This is a genomic window from Prevotella pectinovora (genome assembly GCF_000834015.1).
In the GTDB taxonomy this organism is placed as follows: Bacteria; Bacteroidota; Bacteroidia; order Bacteroidales; family Bacteroidaceae; genus Prevotella; species Prevotella pectinovora.
In genome coordinates this window covers 21,948-37,205 of the sequence record NZ_JXQI01000033.1, presented here as the reverse complement: position 1 = coordinate 37,205, position 15,258 = coordinate 21,948, and the positions used below count along the sequence as shown (strand labels likewise).

At 45.4% G+C, this 15,258-nt stretch carries 14 protein-coding genes; 13 read left to right on the top strand and 1 reads right to left on the bottom strand.

All coding sequences use genetic code 11. From position 1 onward, the window contains the following. Window positions 1-306 precede the first annotated feature (306 nt). The gene (locus ST42_RS04745; protein WP_044072570.1) at window positions 307-690 is read right to left on the bottom strand and encodes a DUF3127 domain-containing protein; all 384 of its coding nucleotides are present in this window, start codon (window positions 688-690) and stop codon (window positions 307-309) included. Between the two features lie 219 nt (window positions 691-909). Between ST42_RS04745 and dnaN the strand changes: the two genes are divergently transcribed. The 13 genes from dnaN (at window position 910) to abc-f (ending at window position 15,122) form a co-directional block, all read left to right on the top strand. Next, window positions 910-2,034: a DNA polymerase III subunit beta gene (gene dnaN, locus ST42_RS04740; RefSeq protein WP_042519615.1), complete on the top strand. Its 1,125-nt coding sequence runs from the start codon at window positions 910-912 to the stop codon at window positions 2,032-2,034. 370 nt (window positions 2,035-2,404) lie between these two features. Next, window positions 2,405-3,268 (top strand): 3'-5' exonuclease, encoded by an 864-nt coding sequence (locus tag ST42_RS04735; protein WP_044072567.1) that lies wholly within the window; start codon window positions 2,405-2,407, stop codon window positions 3,266-3,268. Further along, window positions 3,262-4,503: a bifunctional phosphopantothenoylcysteine decarboxylase/phosphopantothenate--cysteine ligase CoaBC gene (gene coaBC, locus ST42_RS04730; RefSeq protein ID WP_042519617.1), complete on the top strand. Its 1,242-nt coding sequence runs from the start codon at window positions 3,262-3,264 to the stop codon at window positions 4,501-4,503. The genes ST42_RS04735 and coaBC overlap by 7 nt, the downstream gene beginning before the upstream one ends. A 38-nt stretch (window positions 4,504-4,541) precedes the next feature. Next, on the top strand, window positions 4,542-5,450 hold the full coding sequence (gene porD, locus ST42_RS04725; RefSeq protein ID WP_022316419.1) for a type IX secretion system protein PorD: 909 nt from the start codon (window positions 4,542-4,544) through the stop codon (window positions 5,448-5,450). Between the two features lie 73 nt (window positions 5,451-5,523). Then, entirely contained in the window at window positions 5,524-7,185 is a 1,662-nt protein-coding gene (gene recN / locus ST42_RS04720; RefSeq protein WP_022316420.1) for a DNA repair protein RecN, read from the top strand. Window positions 7,186-7,248: 63 nt separating this feature from the next. Then, complete coding sequence (locus ST42_RS04715; protein WP_044072564.1) at window positions 7,249-8,928, top strand: tetratricopeptide repeat protein; 1,680 nt, start codon at window positions 7,249-7,251, stop codon at window positions 8,926-8,928. Window positions 8,929-9,073: 145 nt separating this feature from the next. Further along, window positions 9,074-9,487, top strand: coding sequence for a 2-amino-4-hydroxy-6-hydroxymethyldihydropteridine diphosphokinase (locus ST42_RS04710; protein WP_022316422.1), 414 nt, complete (start codon window positions 9,074-9,076; stop codon window positions 9,485-9,487). Then, window positions 9,487-10,776, top strand: a complete 1,290-nt coding sequence (locus ST42_RS04705; RefSeq protein ID WP_394365284.1) for a M64 family metallopeptidase — start codon at window positions 9,487-9,489, stop codon at window positions 10,774-10,776. The genes ST42_RS04710 and ST42_RS04705 overlap by 1 nt, the downstream gene beginning before the upstream one ends. Continuing rightward, window positions 10,773-11,441 (top strand): tetratricopeptide repeat protein, encoded by a 669-nt coding sequence (locus ST42_RS04700; RefSeq protein ID WP_052488233.1) that lies wholly within the window; start codon window positions 10,773-10,775, stop codon window positions 11,439-11,441. Before ST42_RS04705 ends, ST42_RS04700 begins: the two co-directional genes overlap by 4 nt. 107 nt (window positions 11,442-11,548) lie before the next feature. Next, window positions 11,549-11,767 carry a hypothetical protein gene (locus tag ST42_RS04695; protein WP_044064804.1) on the top strand — a complete coding sequence of 73 codons (219 nt, stop codon included), beginning with the start codon at window positions 11,549-11,551 and terminating at the stop codon, window positions 11,765-11,767. Window positions 11,768-11,850: 83 nt separating this feature from the next. Beyond that, window positions 11,851-12,453: a riboflavin synthase gene (locus ST42_RS04690; RefSeq protein WP_022316425.1), complete on the top strand. Its 603-nt coding sequence runs from the start codon at window positions 11,851-11,853 to the stop codon at window positions 12,451-12,453. Between the two features lie 137 nt (window positions 12,454-12,590). Then, window positions 12,591-13,202 carry a ribosome biogenesis GTP-binding protein YihA/YsxC gene (gene yihA / locus ST42_RS04685; protein WP_022316426.1) on the top strand — a complete coding sequence of 204 codons (612 nt, stop codon included), beginning with the start codon at window positions 12,591-12,593 and terminating at the stop codon, window positions 13,200-13,202. A 126-nt stretch (window positions 13,203-13,328) separates the two neighbouring features. Beyond that, complete coding sequence (gene abc-f / locus ST42_RS04680; RefSeq protein WP_044064805.1) at window positions 13,329-15,122, top strand: ribosomal protection-like ABC-F family protein; 1,794 nt, start codon at window positions 13,329-13,331, stop codon at window positions 15,120-15,122. Window positions 15,123-15,258 lie beyond the last annotated feature (136 nt).

The window sequence follows — 15,258 nt, the reverse complement described above, 5'->3', positions numbered from 1 at the left end:
TATATAATATATTATAGAAAATGAAGAATCATATTGGGACTTTGGGACTTTGGGACTTTTGGTACTATTTTGTAAATTATTTTCAACCACTTACATATTCCATTCCATTAATAAGTACTCATATTTCCTAATTGTTTCAAATAAATTTGCAATTCTATCGTTGTCCGGTTATTCACATATATGGGAAAAAACGAACAATTGCGGACACAAAAAAATGCCGCAAGAAGCATTACACCTCTTGCGGCAATATCAATTCCCTGTCACTACAACGGGAAAAGCCGTTTGCTCAATCGACGGTTTTCTGCTTTAGAAAGGCAGATCATCAGTAGACTCGCCTGTAGCGGCAGCTTCCGGCTGTGCAGGCGGGAATGGTTCCGGAATTGCCTGTTGCGGGATCTCTGCCATAGGCTCCTGCATTGGCAGCTCCACTTTCCATGCACGGATAGAGTTGAACCAACGGTCATTCCACTGGCGTGCGTCGATATCAAACGACACCTTGACAGTGTTGCCAACAACGAGCATGGAGGCAAACTGGCTGATTCTGTCGTTGCCGAAGATCTCAAAACACATCTTCTTGGGGTACTGCTCCTCTGTCTCTATCACATACTCCTGCACCTTCCATGGGTTGCCCGTCTTTGAGGTTCCCTCACGAGGGGCAAGCACAGCTATAACTTTTCCTTGTATTTCCATTTGTTTTTCCTTCTTTATGGTTTGTTCTGCGAAATTACCAAAATAGTTTTAAAAATAAAAACATTTCATTTTATTTTTTGCTCACCACAAGGTTTTTTTGTATTTTTGTAGTCGTTATCTGCCAGACGCCAACAGGTCGTAAAATAAGAAGAAAATAGCGTCCGGCAAAGCAAGGACAACGATAAACAACAATAAAAAACAACAATAAAATACACAATAATGAGAATCACATTGTCATGCGCGGTGCTAAGCAGCCGCCTTCTTACACTGTCGAAAGTGCTTAACAGCAAGAACTCACTACAGATTCTGGACTGCATCCTTTTTGATGTAAAGGACGGAGTGCTCACGCTCACCGCTTCTGACAAGGAGAACGAGCTCACCACCAGTGTGGAACTCGACGAGGCTGATTCCGACGGAAGGTTCGCCATCAGCAGCCGCACCATCATCGACGCCGTTAAAGACCTGCCGGAGCAGCCAGTCACGCTCACAGTAGACCTGAACACCTACTCCGTGAGCATTACATTCCAGAACGGAGGCTATACCTTCACGGCACAGAATGCCGATGAATTCCCTATGGCACAGCCAGTAGGCGACGGGGCAACGACAATCACCATACCATCCGGCATCCTCGCCGACAACATCTCGCGCACATTGTTTGCCACAGCTAACGAGGAAATCAGACCTGTGATGAACGGTCTCTATTTTGACCTCAACCAAGAGGCATTGGCAATCGTGGCAAGCGACGGACACAAGCTCGTGAGAAACAAGATACTGAGCATCACCAACGAAGAGCCTGTGTCGTTCATCTTGCCGAAGAAACCCGCCACACTGCTCAAGAACGCGCTGACCCACGACGACACACCTGTAGAGATACGCTTCGACAACCTCAATGCAGAGGTGACATTCGCAGCAGGCAACTTGAAGTGCAGACTCATAGAAGGCAGATATCCAAACTACAACTCCGTGATTCCAACCGACAATCCATGCCAGATGACCATCGACCGCAGGGCTCTTCTCGGTTCGGTGAAGCGCATCCTGCCATTCGCAAGCGAGAGCAGCCAGTCCATCCGTCTGCGCCTCGGCATCGGACAGGTGGAGGCGTCGTCAGAGGACATCGACTTCGCGACAAGCGCAAAGGAAACCATAGTATGCGACTACAACGGAACTCCTATGAGTATAGGCTTTAAAGGCCCTTCGCTCGTCGAGATCCTCTCAAGCCTGACAAGCGACGAAGTGTTGATGGAGCTTGCCGACCCAAGCCGTCCGTGCCTCATTTTCCCATCAGAGCAGCCTGAGGGGCAGAATATCCTTATGCTCATCATGCCGATGCTGCTGAACGACTAAAACCAGAAAAGGCAAACATATATAGGCAACAAACAAAACGGCAGGGAATACCGGGGAGCACCGACAAGCCAAGAAGGCCGAGCACCTCTCCCCTATGCCAGACGACAAGGAATAAGAAAAGGGATCAACACAGCCTGACACCATTCTGAATGGCAAAAGACTATGACGTCCTTCTCTTGTTCCTTGGTTCAGATAAGGCATAAACACCATCAGAAAACGTGTACAGACCCTTTGACAACAGAAAAAAGGCTGGTTGCTTGTCAAAAAACAACATGGTTGCGTATAAAATAATGGTGAGTTGCCCATCTAAAACAGGTAGATTCCATTGACAAAACAATATTAAATTAACCATAACACACATAATATAGAGATGAAACTGAATCTGACAAGGCCACTCGTAGTGTTCGATCTCGAGACTACAGGACTCGATATAGTGAGAGACAGAATTTTCCAACTATCATATATAAAGGTATATCCCGACGGAAAAGAAGAGAGGGAGAATATCTTTGTGAACCCAGGAAAGGAGATTCCACAGGAGGTGGTTGAACTGACCGGCACATCAAACGCCGATGTGGCAGACAAGCCCACATTCAAGGCCCTAGCCCCGGAACTGGCAGAGAAATTCGCAAACTGCGACTTCGCCGGTTTTAACTCCAACCACTTTGATCTGCCGATGCTCGCTGAGGAATTCTACCGTGCAGGCATCAACTACGACTTCAGCCAGTGCAGACTGATCGACGCCCAGACGATATTCCACAAGATGGAGCGCCGTAATCTGGCTGCAGCGTACAAGTTCTATTGCGGAAGGAAAATGGAGGACGACTTCGACGCCCACCGCGCCGACCAGGACACTGAGGCTACATATCGTGTGCTCATGGGAGAACTCGACATGTATGCGCCTGGGAAGCAAGAGGAAGAAGAACGCCAGCTGGAGAACGACATGGACGTTCTGGCACAGTTCTCAAAACAGAACGACAACGTGGACTTCGCCGGACGCGTAGTATGGAAGGAAATGAAAGACGCCAACGGACAGCCTATGCTGGACGCCGACGGCAAGCCCATGAAGCAGGAGGTGTTCAACTTCGGCAAATACAAGGGAGTGCCCGTTGAAGAAGCATTGCGCCGCGATCCGGGTTACTACAACTGGATGCTCACAAGCGACTTCACGAGCGACACCAAGCAGGTACTGACACGCATCAAGATGAGAGATCTGAGGAGGGGGCAAGGATGCTGAAAGGAAAGAAAATCGTTCTCGGCATAACAGGTAGCATCGCGGCATACAAAGCATGCTACATCATCCGTGGACTGATAAAGGCCGGGGCAGAGGTTCAGGTCGTGATAACGCCAGCAGGCAAGGAGTTCATCACTCCCATCACGCTGTCGGCACTGACCCACAAACCGGTCATCAGCGAATTCTTCTCTCAGAGAGACGGCACCTGGAACTCACACGTAGACCTCGGTATCTGGGCCGACGCCATGCTCATAGCACCATGCACGGCATCAACGATTGGAAAGATGGCAAACGGCATTGCCGACAACATGCTCATCACCACATATCTCTCGATGAAAGCACCAGTGTTCGTAGCTCCCGCCATGGACCTCGACATGTATCGCCATCCGTCAACACAGCAGAACATGAATACGCTTCTGGGCTATGGCAACCATATCATCGAACCCAAGAGCGGATTTCTTGCCAGCGGACTTGAGGGCAAGGGCAGAATGGAAGAGCCGGAAGAGATAGTGAGACAGCTCGACGCATTCTTCGAAGACAATGACAACGCGTTTGAAGACACGTGCCACACTCCTGCCTGCAAGGAAGGACTGCCACTCAAGGGCAAGAAGATAATGATTACCGCCGGACCTACATACGAGAAAATCGACCCTGTGCGCTTTATAGGCAACTACTCAAGCGGCAAGATGGGCTTCGCCCTGGCTGAAGAATGTGCGAGAAGAGGCGCTGAAGTAACGCTTATCGCCGGACCAGTGACGATGAAATGTTCTGACATGATAAAAAGAATCGACGTTGAGAGCTGCGATGAAATGCATAAGGCAGCCACAGAATGCTTCGCCAGCCAGGATGCAGCGATATTGTGTGCGGCAGTTGCCGACTTCAAACCTAGCCACGTGAGCGATAGGAAGATAAAGCGTGAGCACGACAACCTCGTGATAACGCTAAGTCCGACCCACGACATTGCCGCCGCTCTCGGCAAGGCAAAGCAGGCTGGACAGAAGCTGATCGGATTTGCACTGGAAACAAACGACGAGGAGATGAACGCAAAGAAGAAACTTGCGAAGAAGAACCTTGACTTCATAGTGCTCAACTCCACACGCAATGAAGGCACCACTTTCAGAAGCGACGACAACATGATTTCCATTATTTCGCCAGACGGCAAGAAGGATTATCAGAAAAAGCCGAAGACAGAGGTGGCAAGCGACATCGTAGACGAGATGGAGAAACTTTGGAAATGATGATTTCTCTAACAAAAAGACATAAACCACTACACATCATGAGAATACGACTGATTTGTCTGTATGCACTGCTCATCGTGGCAACGGTATCCGCCGGAGCACAGGAGCTGATAGCCAAGATAACCATCAACCACAACCAGATACAAGGCACCGATGCCAGCGTCTTCGACAATCTGAAGGAGACGCTGGAGCAGTTTGTCAACGACAGGCAGTGGACGGATTATCAATTCCAGAAAAACGAAAGAATCGTGTGCAACTTCAACATAACGGTGACTAAATACGACCAGTCATCGAACAAGTTCACATGCAATGCACTAATACAGGCAAACAGACCGGTATACAACTCGGCATATAACACTACCTTATATAATAATAAGGACAACGACTTCAACTTCGAGTTCGCACAGTTCGACCAGCTCAACTTCAATGAAGAACAGATAGACAACCAACTGACGGCTCTATTCGCCTATTACGCCTATCTCATCATCGGACTCAACCTCGACAGCTTCTCACCAATGGGAGGTGAAGACATACTGCAGCGCTGTATGAACCTCACCAACAATGCCCAGAACCTGAACTTCACGGGATGGAAATCATTTGAGACCGACAGAAACAGATTCGCCATCATAAACGACTACCTCGACGGAGCGATGAAACCGTTCAGACAACTGCAGTATGACTACTACAGAACTGGACTCGACGAGATGGCAAACAATGTGGAACGCGGAAGGACGAACATCACCACCGCTCTCGAAACCAATCTCAAGAAGGCTCATGACGACAAGCCGCTGAGCAGTCTGCCTGCTATATGGACTGACTTCAAGAAAGACGAGCTGGCAAACATCTATAAGGGCAAGGGCACGCAGAAGGAGAAAGAGGCCATATACGAACTGCTGTTCTCCATCAACCCATCGCAGAACAACTCGTGGGAAAAGATAAAAGAATGACAAGGAGGAAGATTTTCAAATGATTTTCTTACCGAATATACTCTCTATACAACCACTTTAGCAGAAAACAGAAATGCTGAAACAACTATATATCAAGAATTTCGCACTCATAGACACGCTCGATATGGAATTCTTTCCTGGGTTCTCTGTGATAACAGGAGAAACAGGAGCCGGAAAAAGCATCATACTCGGAGCCATAAACCTGCTGCTCGGACAGAGAGCTGACTCCAGACAGATAAAGAAAGGAGCTGACAAATGCGTAATCGAAGCTCATTTCGACCTCTCGAGATACGACATGAAAGCGTTTTTCGACGAGAATGACATTGAATATGATGCCAACGACACCATACTGCGAAGGGAACTTCTGGCTTCAGGAAAGAGCAGGGCATTCATCAACGACACACCGACATCACTCGCCATTACGAGAAAACTCGGCGAACAGCTCATCGACATACACAGCCAGCACCAAAACCTCATGCTAGGCAACGAGGACTTCCAGCTGAAAGTGCTCGACATTATGGCACAAAATGCAATATTACTTGAAGAATACCACTCGGCATACGACAAATTGCAGAAAGCGCGCAACAATGTGGCTGAAGCAAAAAGGGAAATGCAGAAAGCCATAGAGAACGAGGAATTCTACAGATTCCAGCTAAATGAACTGCAGGCTGCAAATCTGCAACACGGAATGCAGGAACAACTGGAAGCAGAACAAGAAAAGCTGAACCATGTGGAAGACATAAAAGGCACACTGTACCAAGTGGACGTCATGCTGAACGGGAACGGCGAGAGAAGTCTCGTAGACGACATACGCGAAGCTGCAAGGACGTTGGCTGGCATCAGCAACGTGTATCCCGAAGCTGCCGGCATGGTAGAGAGAATGGAGGACTGCCATATAGAACTGAAAGACATAGCACAGGAAGTGGGGGCAAGCATGGACGGAATAGAGATAGATCCGGAGAGACAGAAACAGGTAAACGAAACCCTCGACATGATTTACTCACTGGAACAGAAACACCACACGGACTCCGTGGACAGGCTCATAGAAAAAAGAGACGAACTGGAACAGAAGATCCTCAACATTGACAATGGTGACGAAAGACTGAAGGAACTGGAACAGAAACTCTCCGAGGCTAATGCAAACTGCAAGGAAGTGGCTGGCAGACTGACGGCAACAAGACGAAAGGCAGCGACAACGGTGGAGAGAGGAATGAAAGACCGGTTAGTGCCTTTGGGAATACCAAAGGTGAGATTCAGCATAAGCATCGAACCGAGAGAGTTCCAAAGAGACGGCTGTGATGCCGTGGCATTTCTATTCAGTGCCAACAGCAGCAGCGACATGATGCCTATTTCACAGGTGGCATCAGGAGGAGAAATCGCAAGAGTGATGCTCTCGCTGAAAGCCATGATCAGCAACGCCGTGAAACTCCCGACAATCATCTTCGACGAGATTGACACCGGAGTGAGCGGAAAGATTGCCGAAAAAATGGCACTGATAATGCAGGAAATGGCCCAAAGCGAAAGACAGGTGATAAGCATCACCCATCTGCCACAGATTGCAGCAAGGGGTACTACCCACTACAAGGTGTATAAGGAAGAAACGGAGAACGGAACTGAAAGCACAATGACAAGACTCAATGATGAGCAACGCGTAAATGAGATAGCGCAGATGCTGAGCGGATCAGACATTACCGATGCAGCAAAGCATAATGCCAAAGACCTGTTGGGAGCATGAAATGCCCGTAAACCCGTTTGCTTGGCAAGAAGAATCCCTTATCAATCCGTCAACAAATATAAAATGAAACATATAACAATTTTCAAACTGATATTCTCATTGGCAGCATTAATTCTGCCAGCAACAGTAAAAGCACAGTCGGCAGCCGTAAAGAAAGCATCGGAAAGCGTGTTCACGCTGACCACATTCAATGCGGACGGAAGCATACATGCCACAAGTCATGGAGTGTTCGTAGGCAAAAGCGGTGAAGCAATAAGCGACCTGAAACCATTCTTAGGCGCCAGCAAAGCTGTAGTAATCGATGCAAAAGGAAACAAGAAGGACGTAACACGCATCTTGGGACTGAACGATATTTATGATGTGGTGAAATTCAAAGTGGATGGCAACACGAAACCTGCAGCCATCGCCAACACTGCAACTACGCCAGGCGGCAAACTGTGGCTTCTGCCCTACTCCAACAAAAGTACGAAACCAGAAGCAGCGACAGTGAAGAGTGTGGAGAAATTCATGGATAAGTTCTCATACTACATCTTCGACTATTACGCAAAGGAGACAACTGAAGCATGCCCATTCGTCAACGACAATGGTGAAGTGGCAGGACTGTTGCAGACATCAACGACATCGACGGAAGCTCACGCCACTGATGCAGCCTTCATAATGCAGCTGACAACAAGCGGACTGTCGGTCACCGATGACACATACAGGAAGATAGGCATACCTGTAGCATTGCCCACGGAAAAGAATCAAGCCTTGCTGGCTCTGATGCTCGCCACACAGAGCAACGACTCCGTGAAGAGCGAGGCGACAACAAGCGACTTCATAACCGCCTTCCCCACCCTTGCAGACGGCTATGTGGCAAAGGCTGAAGCTGAGGTAAACAGAAACGACTTTGAAGCAGCACGCAAGACAATGGAGACAGCTGTGGACCGCACAGAACCCAAAGACGAAATCCATTACAACTACGCAAAGCTGATGTATATGAAGGAGTTGTACAGAAGCGATATCGCCTACGCCCCATGGAGTCTTGACAAGGCCATCGACGAAGTGACAAAGGCTTACAGCATAAACGCGCTGCCAATATACAAAGATCTGGAAGGACAGATCCTCTTCGCCAAGAAAGACTACCAGAAGGCTTATGATACATTTATGGCGCTTACAGACAGCAAACTGAAAAACGGCGATCTGTATTACAATGCAGCTCAATGTAAGGACATGATGAAGGCTCCAGACACAGAAGTGCTCGCATTGCTCGACAGCGCAGTGAACAACATCGACACGCTCAACGTGAAAGAAGGCGCAAAATATTTCATCATGAGAGGCGACGTATATAACAGGATGGAGAACTACCGTCAGGCAGTGTTCGACTATACACGCTACGAAGTGATTGAAGGAAAAAGACAAACTCCCCAATTCTACTACGTCAGAGAACAAGCTGAAGTTAAGGCAAAACTCTTCAAACAGGCACTGTCAGATATCGACATTGCCATATATCTAGCCCCTGATGAAACATCCTTCAAGGCTGAAAAAGCATCACTGCAACTCAGACTCAACCTTATCAGCGAAGCCATGCAGACTGCTGAACAATGTGTGAAAGAAGCTCCTGACTATTCAGACGGATACCTCATCCTCGGACTGGCACAGATAAACTCCGGCAAAAAGGAGGAGGGACTGGCAAACCTCGACAAGGCAAAAAATCTGGGCAACAGCCAGGCTACTTCACTGATAGAGAAATACAAGAAATGAAAACAGAATTGATTGACAAGAAACAATAACGAGAAATGCGGTTCTGTAGATTCCACATCCAACGACAAGAGGATAGAATTATCACTTGAACATGGACATGAAATCTACAGGACCGATTCCAGGACCTTATACTAATACGAAAAGGATGGACAAAGGAACAAGAATCATCGTCTCAATAGGCAGCAACTTCAACGCCAAGGAGAATATCACACTGGCAAAGCGGAAACTGGCTTTCATGCTGGGCAACGATACCGTGTTTACCAAAGAAATGTGGACAGACCCCATTGGAATAGAATCGGAGAAGTTTATCAACTGCATCTGTTTCTCCACGACGAAGCATACGTTGTCACAAATCACGAAAGCATTCAAACAACTAGAAAAACGATGTGAGAGAAGCAAGAAGAATGACTTGATGAACAGAATAACTCTCGACATCGATATTCTGATGTATGGAGAAACGAAACTGCACATAGACGATTGGAACAGAGACTATATCAAGACTCTGATGAACGACTATGACAACAACAAGGAATTATTCATTATCGACAAGACACTATGATCAAAAAGCTATTATTACTCTCAGTCGTGGCTCTTGGATGCCAGACGACATCATTGAAGGCACAAGACTTCAACAAGTATTTCACAGAAAACACCCTGAGAATAAACTGTATCTTCGGAGGTAACGCCAACGAGCAGCATATCTTCGTGGACAACATGAATTCCATTCCAGGATGGTATGGAAGAAAGACAAGACTCGGAGAGTTTCCGGTGGAGGGAAACGCTCAATTTGAAATGAGAGACCACAAGACAGGAAAGGTGATTTACAGAAACTCCCTCTCTACCCTCTTCCAGGAATGGCAGACATACGACGAGGCCAGGACATCAAACAAATCGTTTGAAAATGTCATCCTCATGCCTATGCCTAAAGATTCCGCCGAAGTGACCATCAAACTGAAGAACAACAGGAGAGAAACCGTGGCTTCAATCACTGAGACCATTGCCCCCAAAGACGTGCTGATAAGCAAAAAAGGCAGTCACCCTACGCCATACGACGTCATTCACAAGGCTGCAGACATCTCAAACTGCATCAACATTGCCTTCCTTGCAGAAGGATATACAGAAACCGAAATGGAGAAATACATCAATGACGTCAAGATTGCGACTGACGCAATCTTCGCTCACGAACCATTCTTGGAATACAAAGACAGATTCAATGTCATTGCTGTGAAGTCGGTATCAGAAGAGAGCGGGACGAGTGTACCGTCCAAGGGCATATGGAAGAACACTGCATTGGGATCCAACTTCGACACTTTCCACAGTGAGAGATACCTTACGACACTGAACCTGAAAAAGGTACACGACTGGCTAGCTGGTACTCCATACGAACATATTATCATATTGGTAAACACCGATGTTTATGGCGGAGGAGGTATACTGAACTACTATAACCTGAGTTCCACAGGACACAAATCATTCAAGCCAGTCATCGTACACGAGTTCGGACACAGCTTCGCAGGACTCGCAGATGAATACGCCTACGATTGGGAAGAGATTCCGATGTATCCTCTCGACGTGGAACCATGGGAGGCCAATATCACCACCCTTGCCGACTTCAAAGGCAAATGGGAAAGCCTCATAGAGAAAGGAACTCCGATACCTACACCTGAGACAAAAGACGAAAAGAAGGCAAAAAACAAAGTGGGATACTTTGAAGGAGCTGGATACAGGACCAAAGGTGTATACAGAGGGGTGCAGGACTGCCGTATGAGAACGAACGCCTGCAAGGAATTCTGCATCGTATGCAAAAACGCTCTCACAAAACTAATTAAATTCTATACTGGAGAATGAGAGGCATCAGAACTCTGATCATCTTCATGTTCATCACTGCTGTCTGCAACACAAGACTGCCAGGACAAACAGTCAATGGCATGCCTGACAAAGAACAGCTGACAATAGCACTGGAATACTTCAGCAGCGGCAAATACATCGAGGCGCGAAATATACTGACGCGCCTCGATAAAAGATACAAGCTGAACCCCAGGTTCAAGGCGTATATTGGATTATGCTTCTATTATACCTGGGAATATGATAAAGCCTGCAGATACCTTGACCCGTATATAGCAGACCTGGAAGTTTATGCCCCACACGAAAGAAGCGTGTACTTCTTTGCAGATGCAGAAAGCCATTTCCTGCTCGAAGAATACGACAGGGCCATACCGCTATATGAGAAAACGCTTACCGTATGCTATGGCAAAGAAAAAGGCGATGTGTTCTTCAGGCTAGCCTACTGCTATATGAACAGCAAAGAATGGCAGAACACTCTCGATTGTCTAGACTCCGCATTATCATTTTATGAACAATTCGGATATCCGGAAGACAAAAGCGCAAGAGTGATTCAGATACAGAAGATGATTGCAGGATGCAAGAAAAAACTCAAACAAGGAAACAAGACAAACAAAGATAATGTAAAGCAAGAAAACACGACTAAAAAAACAAAGATGAAATGCGATTGAAACATAAGTGTATCATGAGAGAAGACAAAACAATTTTCATGTCTTGTTGTAAATGAAAAGCAAAATTTAATGCAAATAATTTGCAATAAGAGAAAATAGCATTATCTTTGCAACACGAAAGAAATACAAAAGAAATAGACCGTATCGGTTCGATCGGGATACTCATCAATAATAAAACGAAAACCGAGATGATTTCTTTTGCTAATGGCGGGCCACATTCCCCAGCAATGAGGATAGCTGTAAAGCCGGTGGATTACAAAGGCGGAGAACTCTCAAATCTTTCTAGCTCGGAGTTTCATCACATCATCGGTGCGGTCTTTTTTTAAAATACAAAAGCGGTGGCACTTCGTCAAGACACGAAACACCGCTTTTCTTCTTGAAATTTTAAATCATAAAAACTTTTATAAATATGTTCTCAGGAATAGTAGAAGAATTCGCTACTGTGACCAACATACACAGATATGGTGGCAATATCGATTTTACACTCACATGCTCATTTGTAAACGAACTCAAAATAGACCAAAGCGTATCTCACAACGGTGTATGTCTGACCGTAGTGGAGATAAAGGACAATACATACACCGTGACGGCTATGAAAGAGACACTTGACAGAACGAATCTCTCACTACTCGAAGTGGGAGACAAAGTGAACGTGGAGAGGTCGATGATAATGAATGGAAGACTCGACGGACATATAGTGCAAGGACATGTTGACGAGACAGCAAAGTGCATCGACATGAGAGATGCCGACGGCAGCACATATTTCACCTTTGAATACAAGAACAACAAAGAGATGGCACAGCGTGGATATTTTACAGTGGACAAAGGTAGCGTAACGGTGAACGGAGTGTCGCTCACGGTTTGCGAACCAACCGACAATACCTTCACTGTCGCCATCATACCATACACAAGGGAAAACACGAATTTCTGCGATATACAGGTGGGAACAGTGGTAAACATCGAGTTTGACATTCTCGGCAAATATATAGCAAGGCTGAAACATTTTGACTGATAATGTTTCATGCAAAAAAAGTGAAGCAAAACGGCACATAAAGCCTAATCATGAAAACCATACGAAGGAGTCTATGATAAATTGCCATACCCTACACATTTTTTCATGACAGGACAATAACAGAGAAAAACATAAACATGGAAATAAACAAATCGGAATTCGTCATAAGCAGTGCTGAGACAACCAAATGTCCAAACGACAACAAGCCGGAATACGCATTCATAGGCAGAAGCAACGTTGGCAAATCTAGTCTCATAAACATGCTCTGCAGACACAAAGGATTGGCCAAGACATCTGCCACACCAGGAAAGACCCTGCTCATAAACCATTTCATAATCAACAATGAATGGTATATAGTTGACCTGCCCGGATACGGATATGCCAAGAGGTCCAAGACCGTGCAACGTAAGCTCGAACAGATGATACAATCATATATCCTGCAGAGGGAACAGCTTGTAAATCTATTCGTGCTTATAGACATCAGACACGACCCACAGAAAATTGACACCGACTTCATAACATGGTTGGGACAAAGCGGCATACCATTCTCTATAATCTTTACCAAGGCTGATAAAATAGGAAACATGCAGAAGGCGCAAAAAGCAGCCAACAAATATATGGACACCCTAAAAGAAACATGGGAGGAACTGCCTCCCTATTTCGTGACAAGCAGCGACAAGGCTTTGGGAAGAGACGAAGTGCTCGACTACATTGAAGGAATAAACCGGGAATTGACAACAGAAGATTAATATTTGATGAGCATACAAACAAACGAGTTGACAAGACATTACTCAGAAAAACGACAAAAAACATAAAATGGTGTGTCAACTTGTCTACTCGTCAATTTGACTATTCGTTTACTAAATACACACACTATGGCAAGTCAGAAACCTTTTCTTGACGTACAGAACCTGACAAAGACATTCGGAGCACAGGTGATTTTCGACAATATATCATTCAGCATTGCAGAGGGACAGAAAGTCGGACTAATAGCAAAAAACGGAACAGGAAAATCCACACTGCTATCCATACTGACAGGCAAAGAAGACTACGATGCGGGAAACATTGTATATAGCAACGGAATAAAAGTAGGATATCTGGAACAATCGCCGACCTTCGACCCAAACGAAAGCGTGCTCGACGCATGCTTCAACCACGACGGCAAAGAAGAAAAGATACTCAAAGCGAAACAGATCCTCACACAACTGAGGATTGCCGACCTCAACCAGCCTATGGGACAACTAAGCGGAGGACAGCAAAAAAGAGTGGCGTTAGCTAATATACTCATCAACGAACCCGACATGCTCATTCTGGATGAACCTACCAACCATCTCGATATAGAAATGACAGAATGGCTAGAAGGATTCATCGGCAGAGGAAACAAAACGCTGCTTATGGTTACACACGACAGGTTCTTCCTTGACAGAGTATGTTCCATAATACTGGAACTCGACGACTTCACCATATATAAATATAAAGGCAACTACAGCTACTATCTGGAAAAGCGACAAGAGCGGATAGACAATATGAGAACTGAAGTGCAGAGAGCTAACAACCTTTATAAAAGGGAACTGGAATGGATGAGAAGAATGCCGCAGGCGAGAGGACACAAAGCGAAATACAGAGAAGACGCATTTGTAGAGCTTGAGAAAGTGGCAAAACGGAAAATCGAAGAAAGACAACTCCGACTCAAATCAAGCAATGTTTATATAGGAAGCAAGATATTTGAATGTCAATACGTGTCAAAGGCTTTTGATGACAAAGTGATACTCAAAGATTTCTACTACAACTTCGCCAGATACGAAAAAATGGGTATAGTCGGAGACAATGGAGCAGGGAAATCAACATTCATAAAACTTCTGTTAGGAAAAATACAGCCAGACTCAGGAAAATTTGACATTGGAGAAACTGTGAAATTCGGGTACTTCTCACAGGAAGGACTCAAATTCAATGAAGAACAGAAGGTGATAGACGTCATAACAAACATAGCTGACTATATAGACGTGGGAGGCAAGAAACATTTGTCAGCATCACAATTCTTGCAATATTTCCTTTTCACACCAGAACAGCAACACAACTACGTGTATAAGCTAAGTGGAGGAGAAAAGCGAAAACTATATCTTTGCACGATACTGATGGCAAATCCCAACTTTCTCGTACTCGACGAGCCAACAAACGATCTTGACATCCAGACACTACAAGTGCTTGAAGAATACCTTGTGGACTTCCCCGGTTGCGTTATCGTAGTAAGCCATGACCGTTATTTCCTCGACAAAACCGTAGACCATCTACTTGTATTCAAAGGAAATGGAGAGATAAAGGATTTTCCAGGAAACTACACCCAATACCGTGATTGGAACAGCATAATAACATCTGAAGAAAGAGAAAAGAAGGAAAAAGAGAAAAAAGTCACCGTACCCTCAAAACATAAAGAAAGCCAACAAGGAGGGAAAAGGAAAATGACTTACAAGGAGAAATGCAAATATGAACAACTGGAAAAAGAAATTACAGAGTTGGAAAAAGAACAGAGACACATAGAAGAAGCTCTCAACTCAGGCACACTAACTGTGGATGAACTGACCAATAAGAGCATCAGATTCTCTGAAATTAAACAGATAATTGACCAAAAGTCATTAGAATGGCTCGAATTGGCTGAGATAGAAGGATAAAACAAAAATATAGATTTCAACACGACAAACATAGAGGATTCTATAAATTGATTTCAAGTCGCGTCTGAATATAATGATATTTACGACATGACAAGGAACCGCAAGTTAAATTTGGTTAACCAATAGGTAAATTACC

What these genes read in the sequence shown, in the direction of transcription:
- ST42_RS04745 (WP_044072570.1), bottom strand. Translation starts at nt 690, where the DNA reads ATGGAAATACAAGGAAAAGTTATAGCTGTGCTTGCCCCTCGTGAGGGA.
- abc-f (WP_044064805.1), top strand. Translation starts at nt 13,329, where the DNA reads ATGGCAAGTCAGAAACCTTTTCTTGACGTACAGAACCTGACAAAGACA.
- ST42_RS04690 (WP_022316425.1), top strand. Translation starts at nt 11,851, where the DNA reads ATGTTCTCAGGAATAGTAGAAGAATTCGCTACTGTGACCAACATACAC.
- ST42_RS04735 (WP_044072567.1), top strand. Translation starts at nt 2,405, where the DNA reads ATGAAACTGAATCTGACAAGGCCACTCGTAGTGTTCGATCTCGAGACT.
- ST42_RS04710 (WP_022316422.1), top strand. Translation starts at nt 9,074, where the DNA reads ATGGACAAAGGAACAAGAATCATCGTCTCAATAGGCAGCAACTTCAAC.
- recN (WP_022316420.1), top strand. Translation starts at nt 5,524, where the DNA reads ATGCTGAAACAACTATATATCAAGAATTTCGCACTCATAGACACGCTC.
- dnaN (WP_042519615.1), top strand. Translation starts at nt 910, where the DNA reads ATGAGAATCACATTGTCATGCGCGGTGCTAAGCAGCCGCCTTCTTACA.
- ST42_RS04700 (WP_052488233.1), top strand. Translation starts at nt 10,773, where the DNA reads ATGAGAGGCATCAGAACTCTGATCATCTTCATGTTCATCACTGCTGTC.
- porD (WP_022316419.1), top strand. Translation starts at nt 4,542, where the DNA reads ATGAGAATACGACTGATTTGTCTGTATGCACTGCTCATCGTGGCAACG.
- ST42_RS04715 (WP_044072564.1), top strand. Translation starts at nt 7,249, where the DNA reads ATGAAACATATAACAATTTTCAAACTGATATTCTCATTGGCAGCATTA.
- yihA (WP_022316426.1), top strand. Translation starts at nt 12,591, where the DNA reads ATGGAAATAAACAAATCGGAATTCGTCATAAGCAGTGCTGAGACAACC.
- coaBC (WP_042519617.1), top strand. Translation starts at nt 3,262, where the DNA reads ATGCTGAAAGGAAAGAAAATCGTTCTCGGCATAACAGGTAGCATCGCG.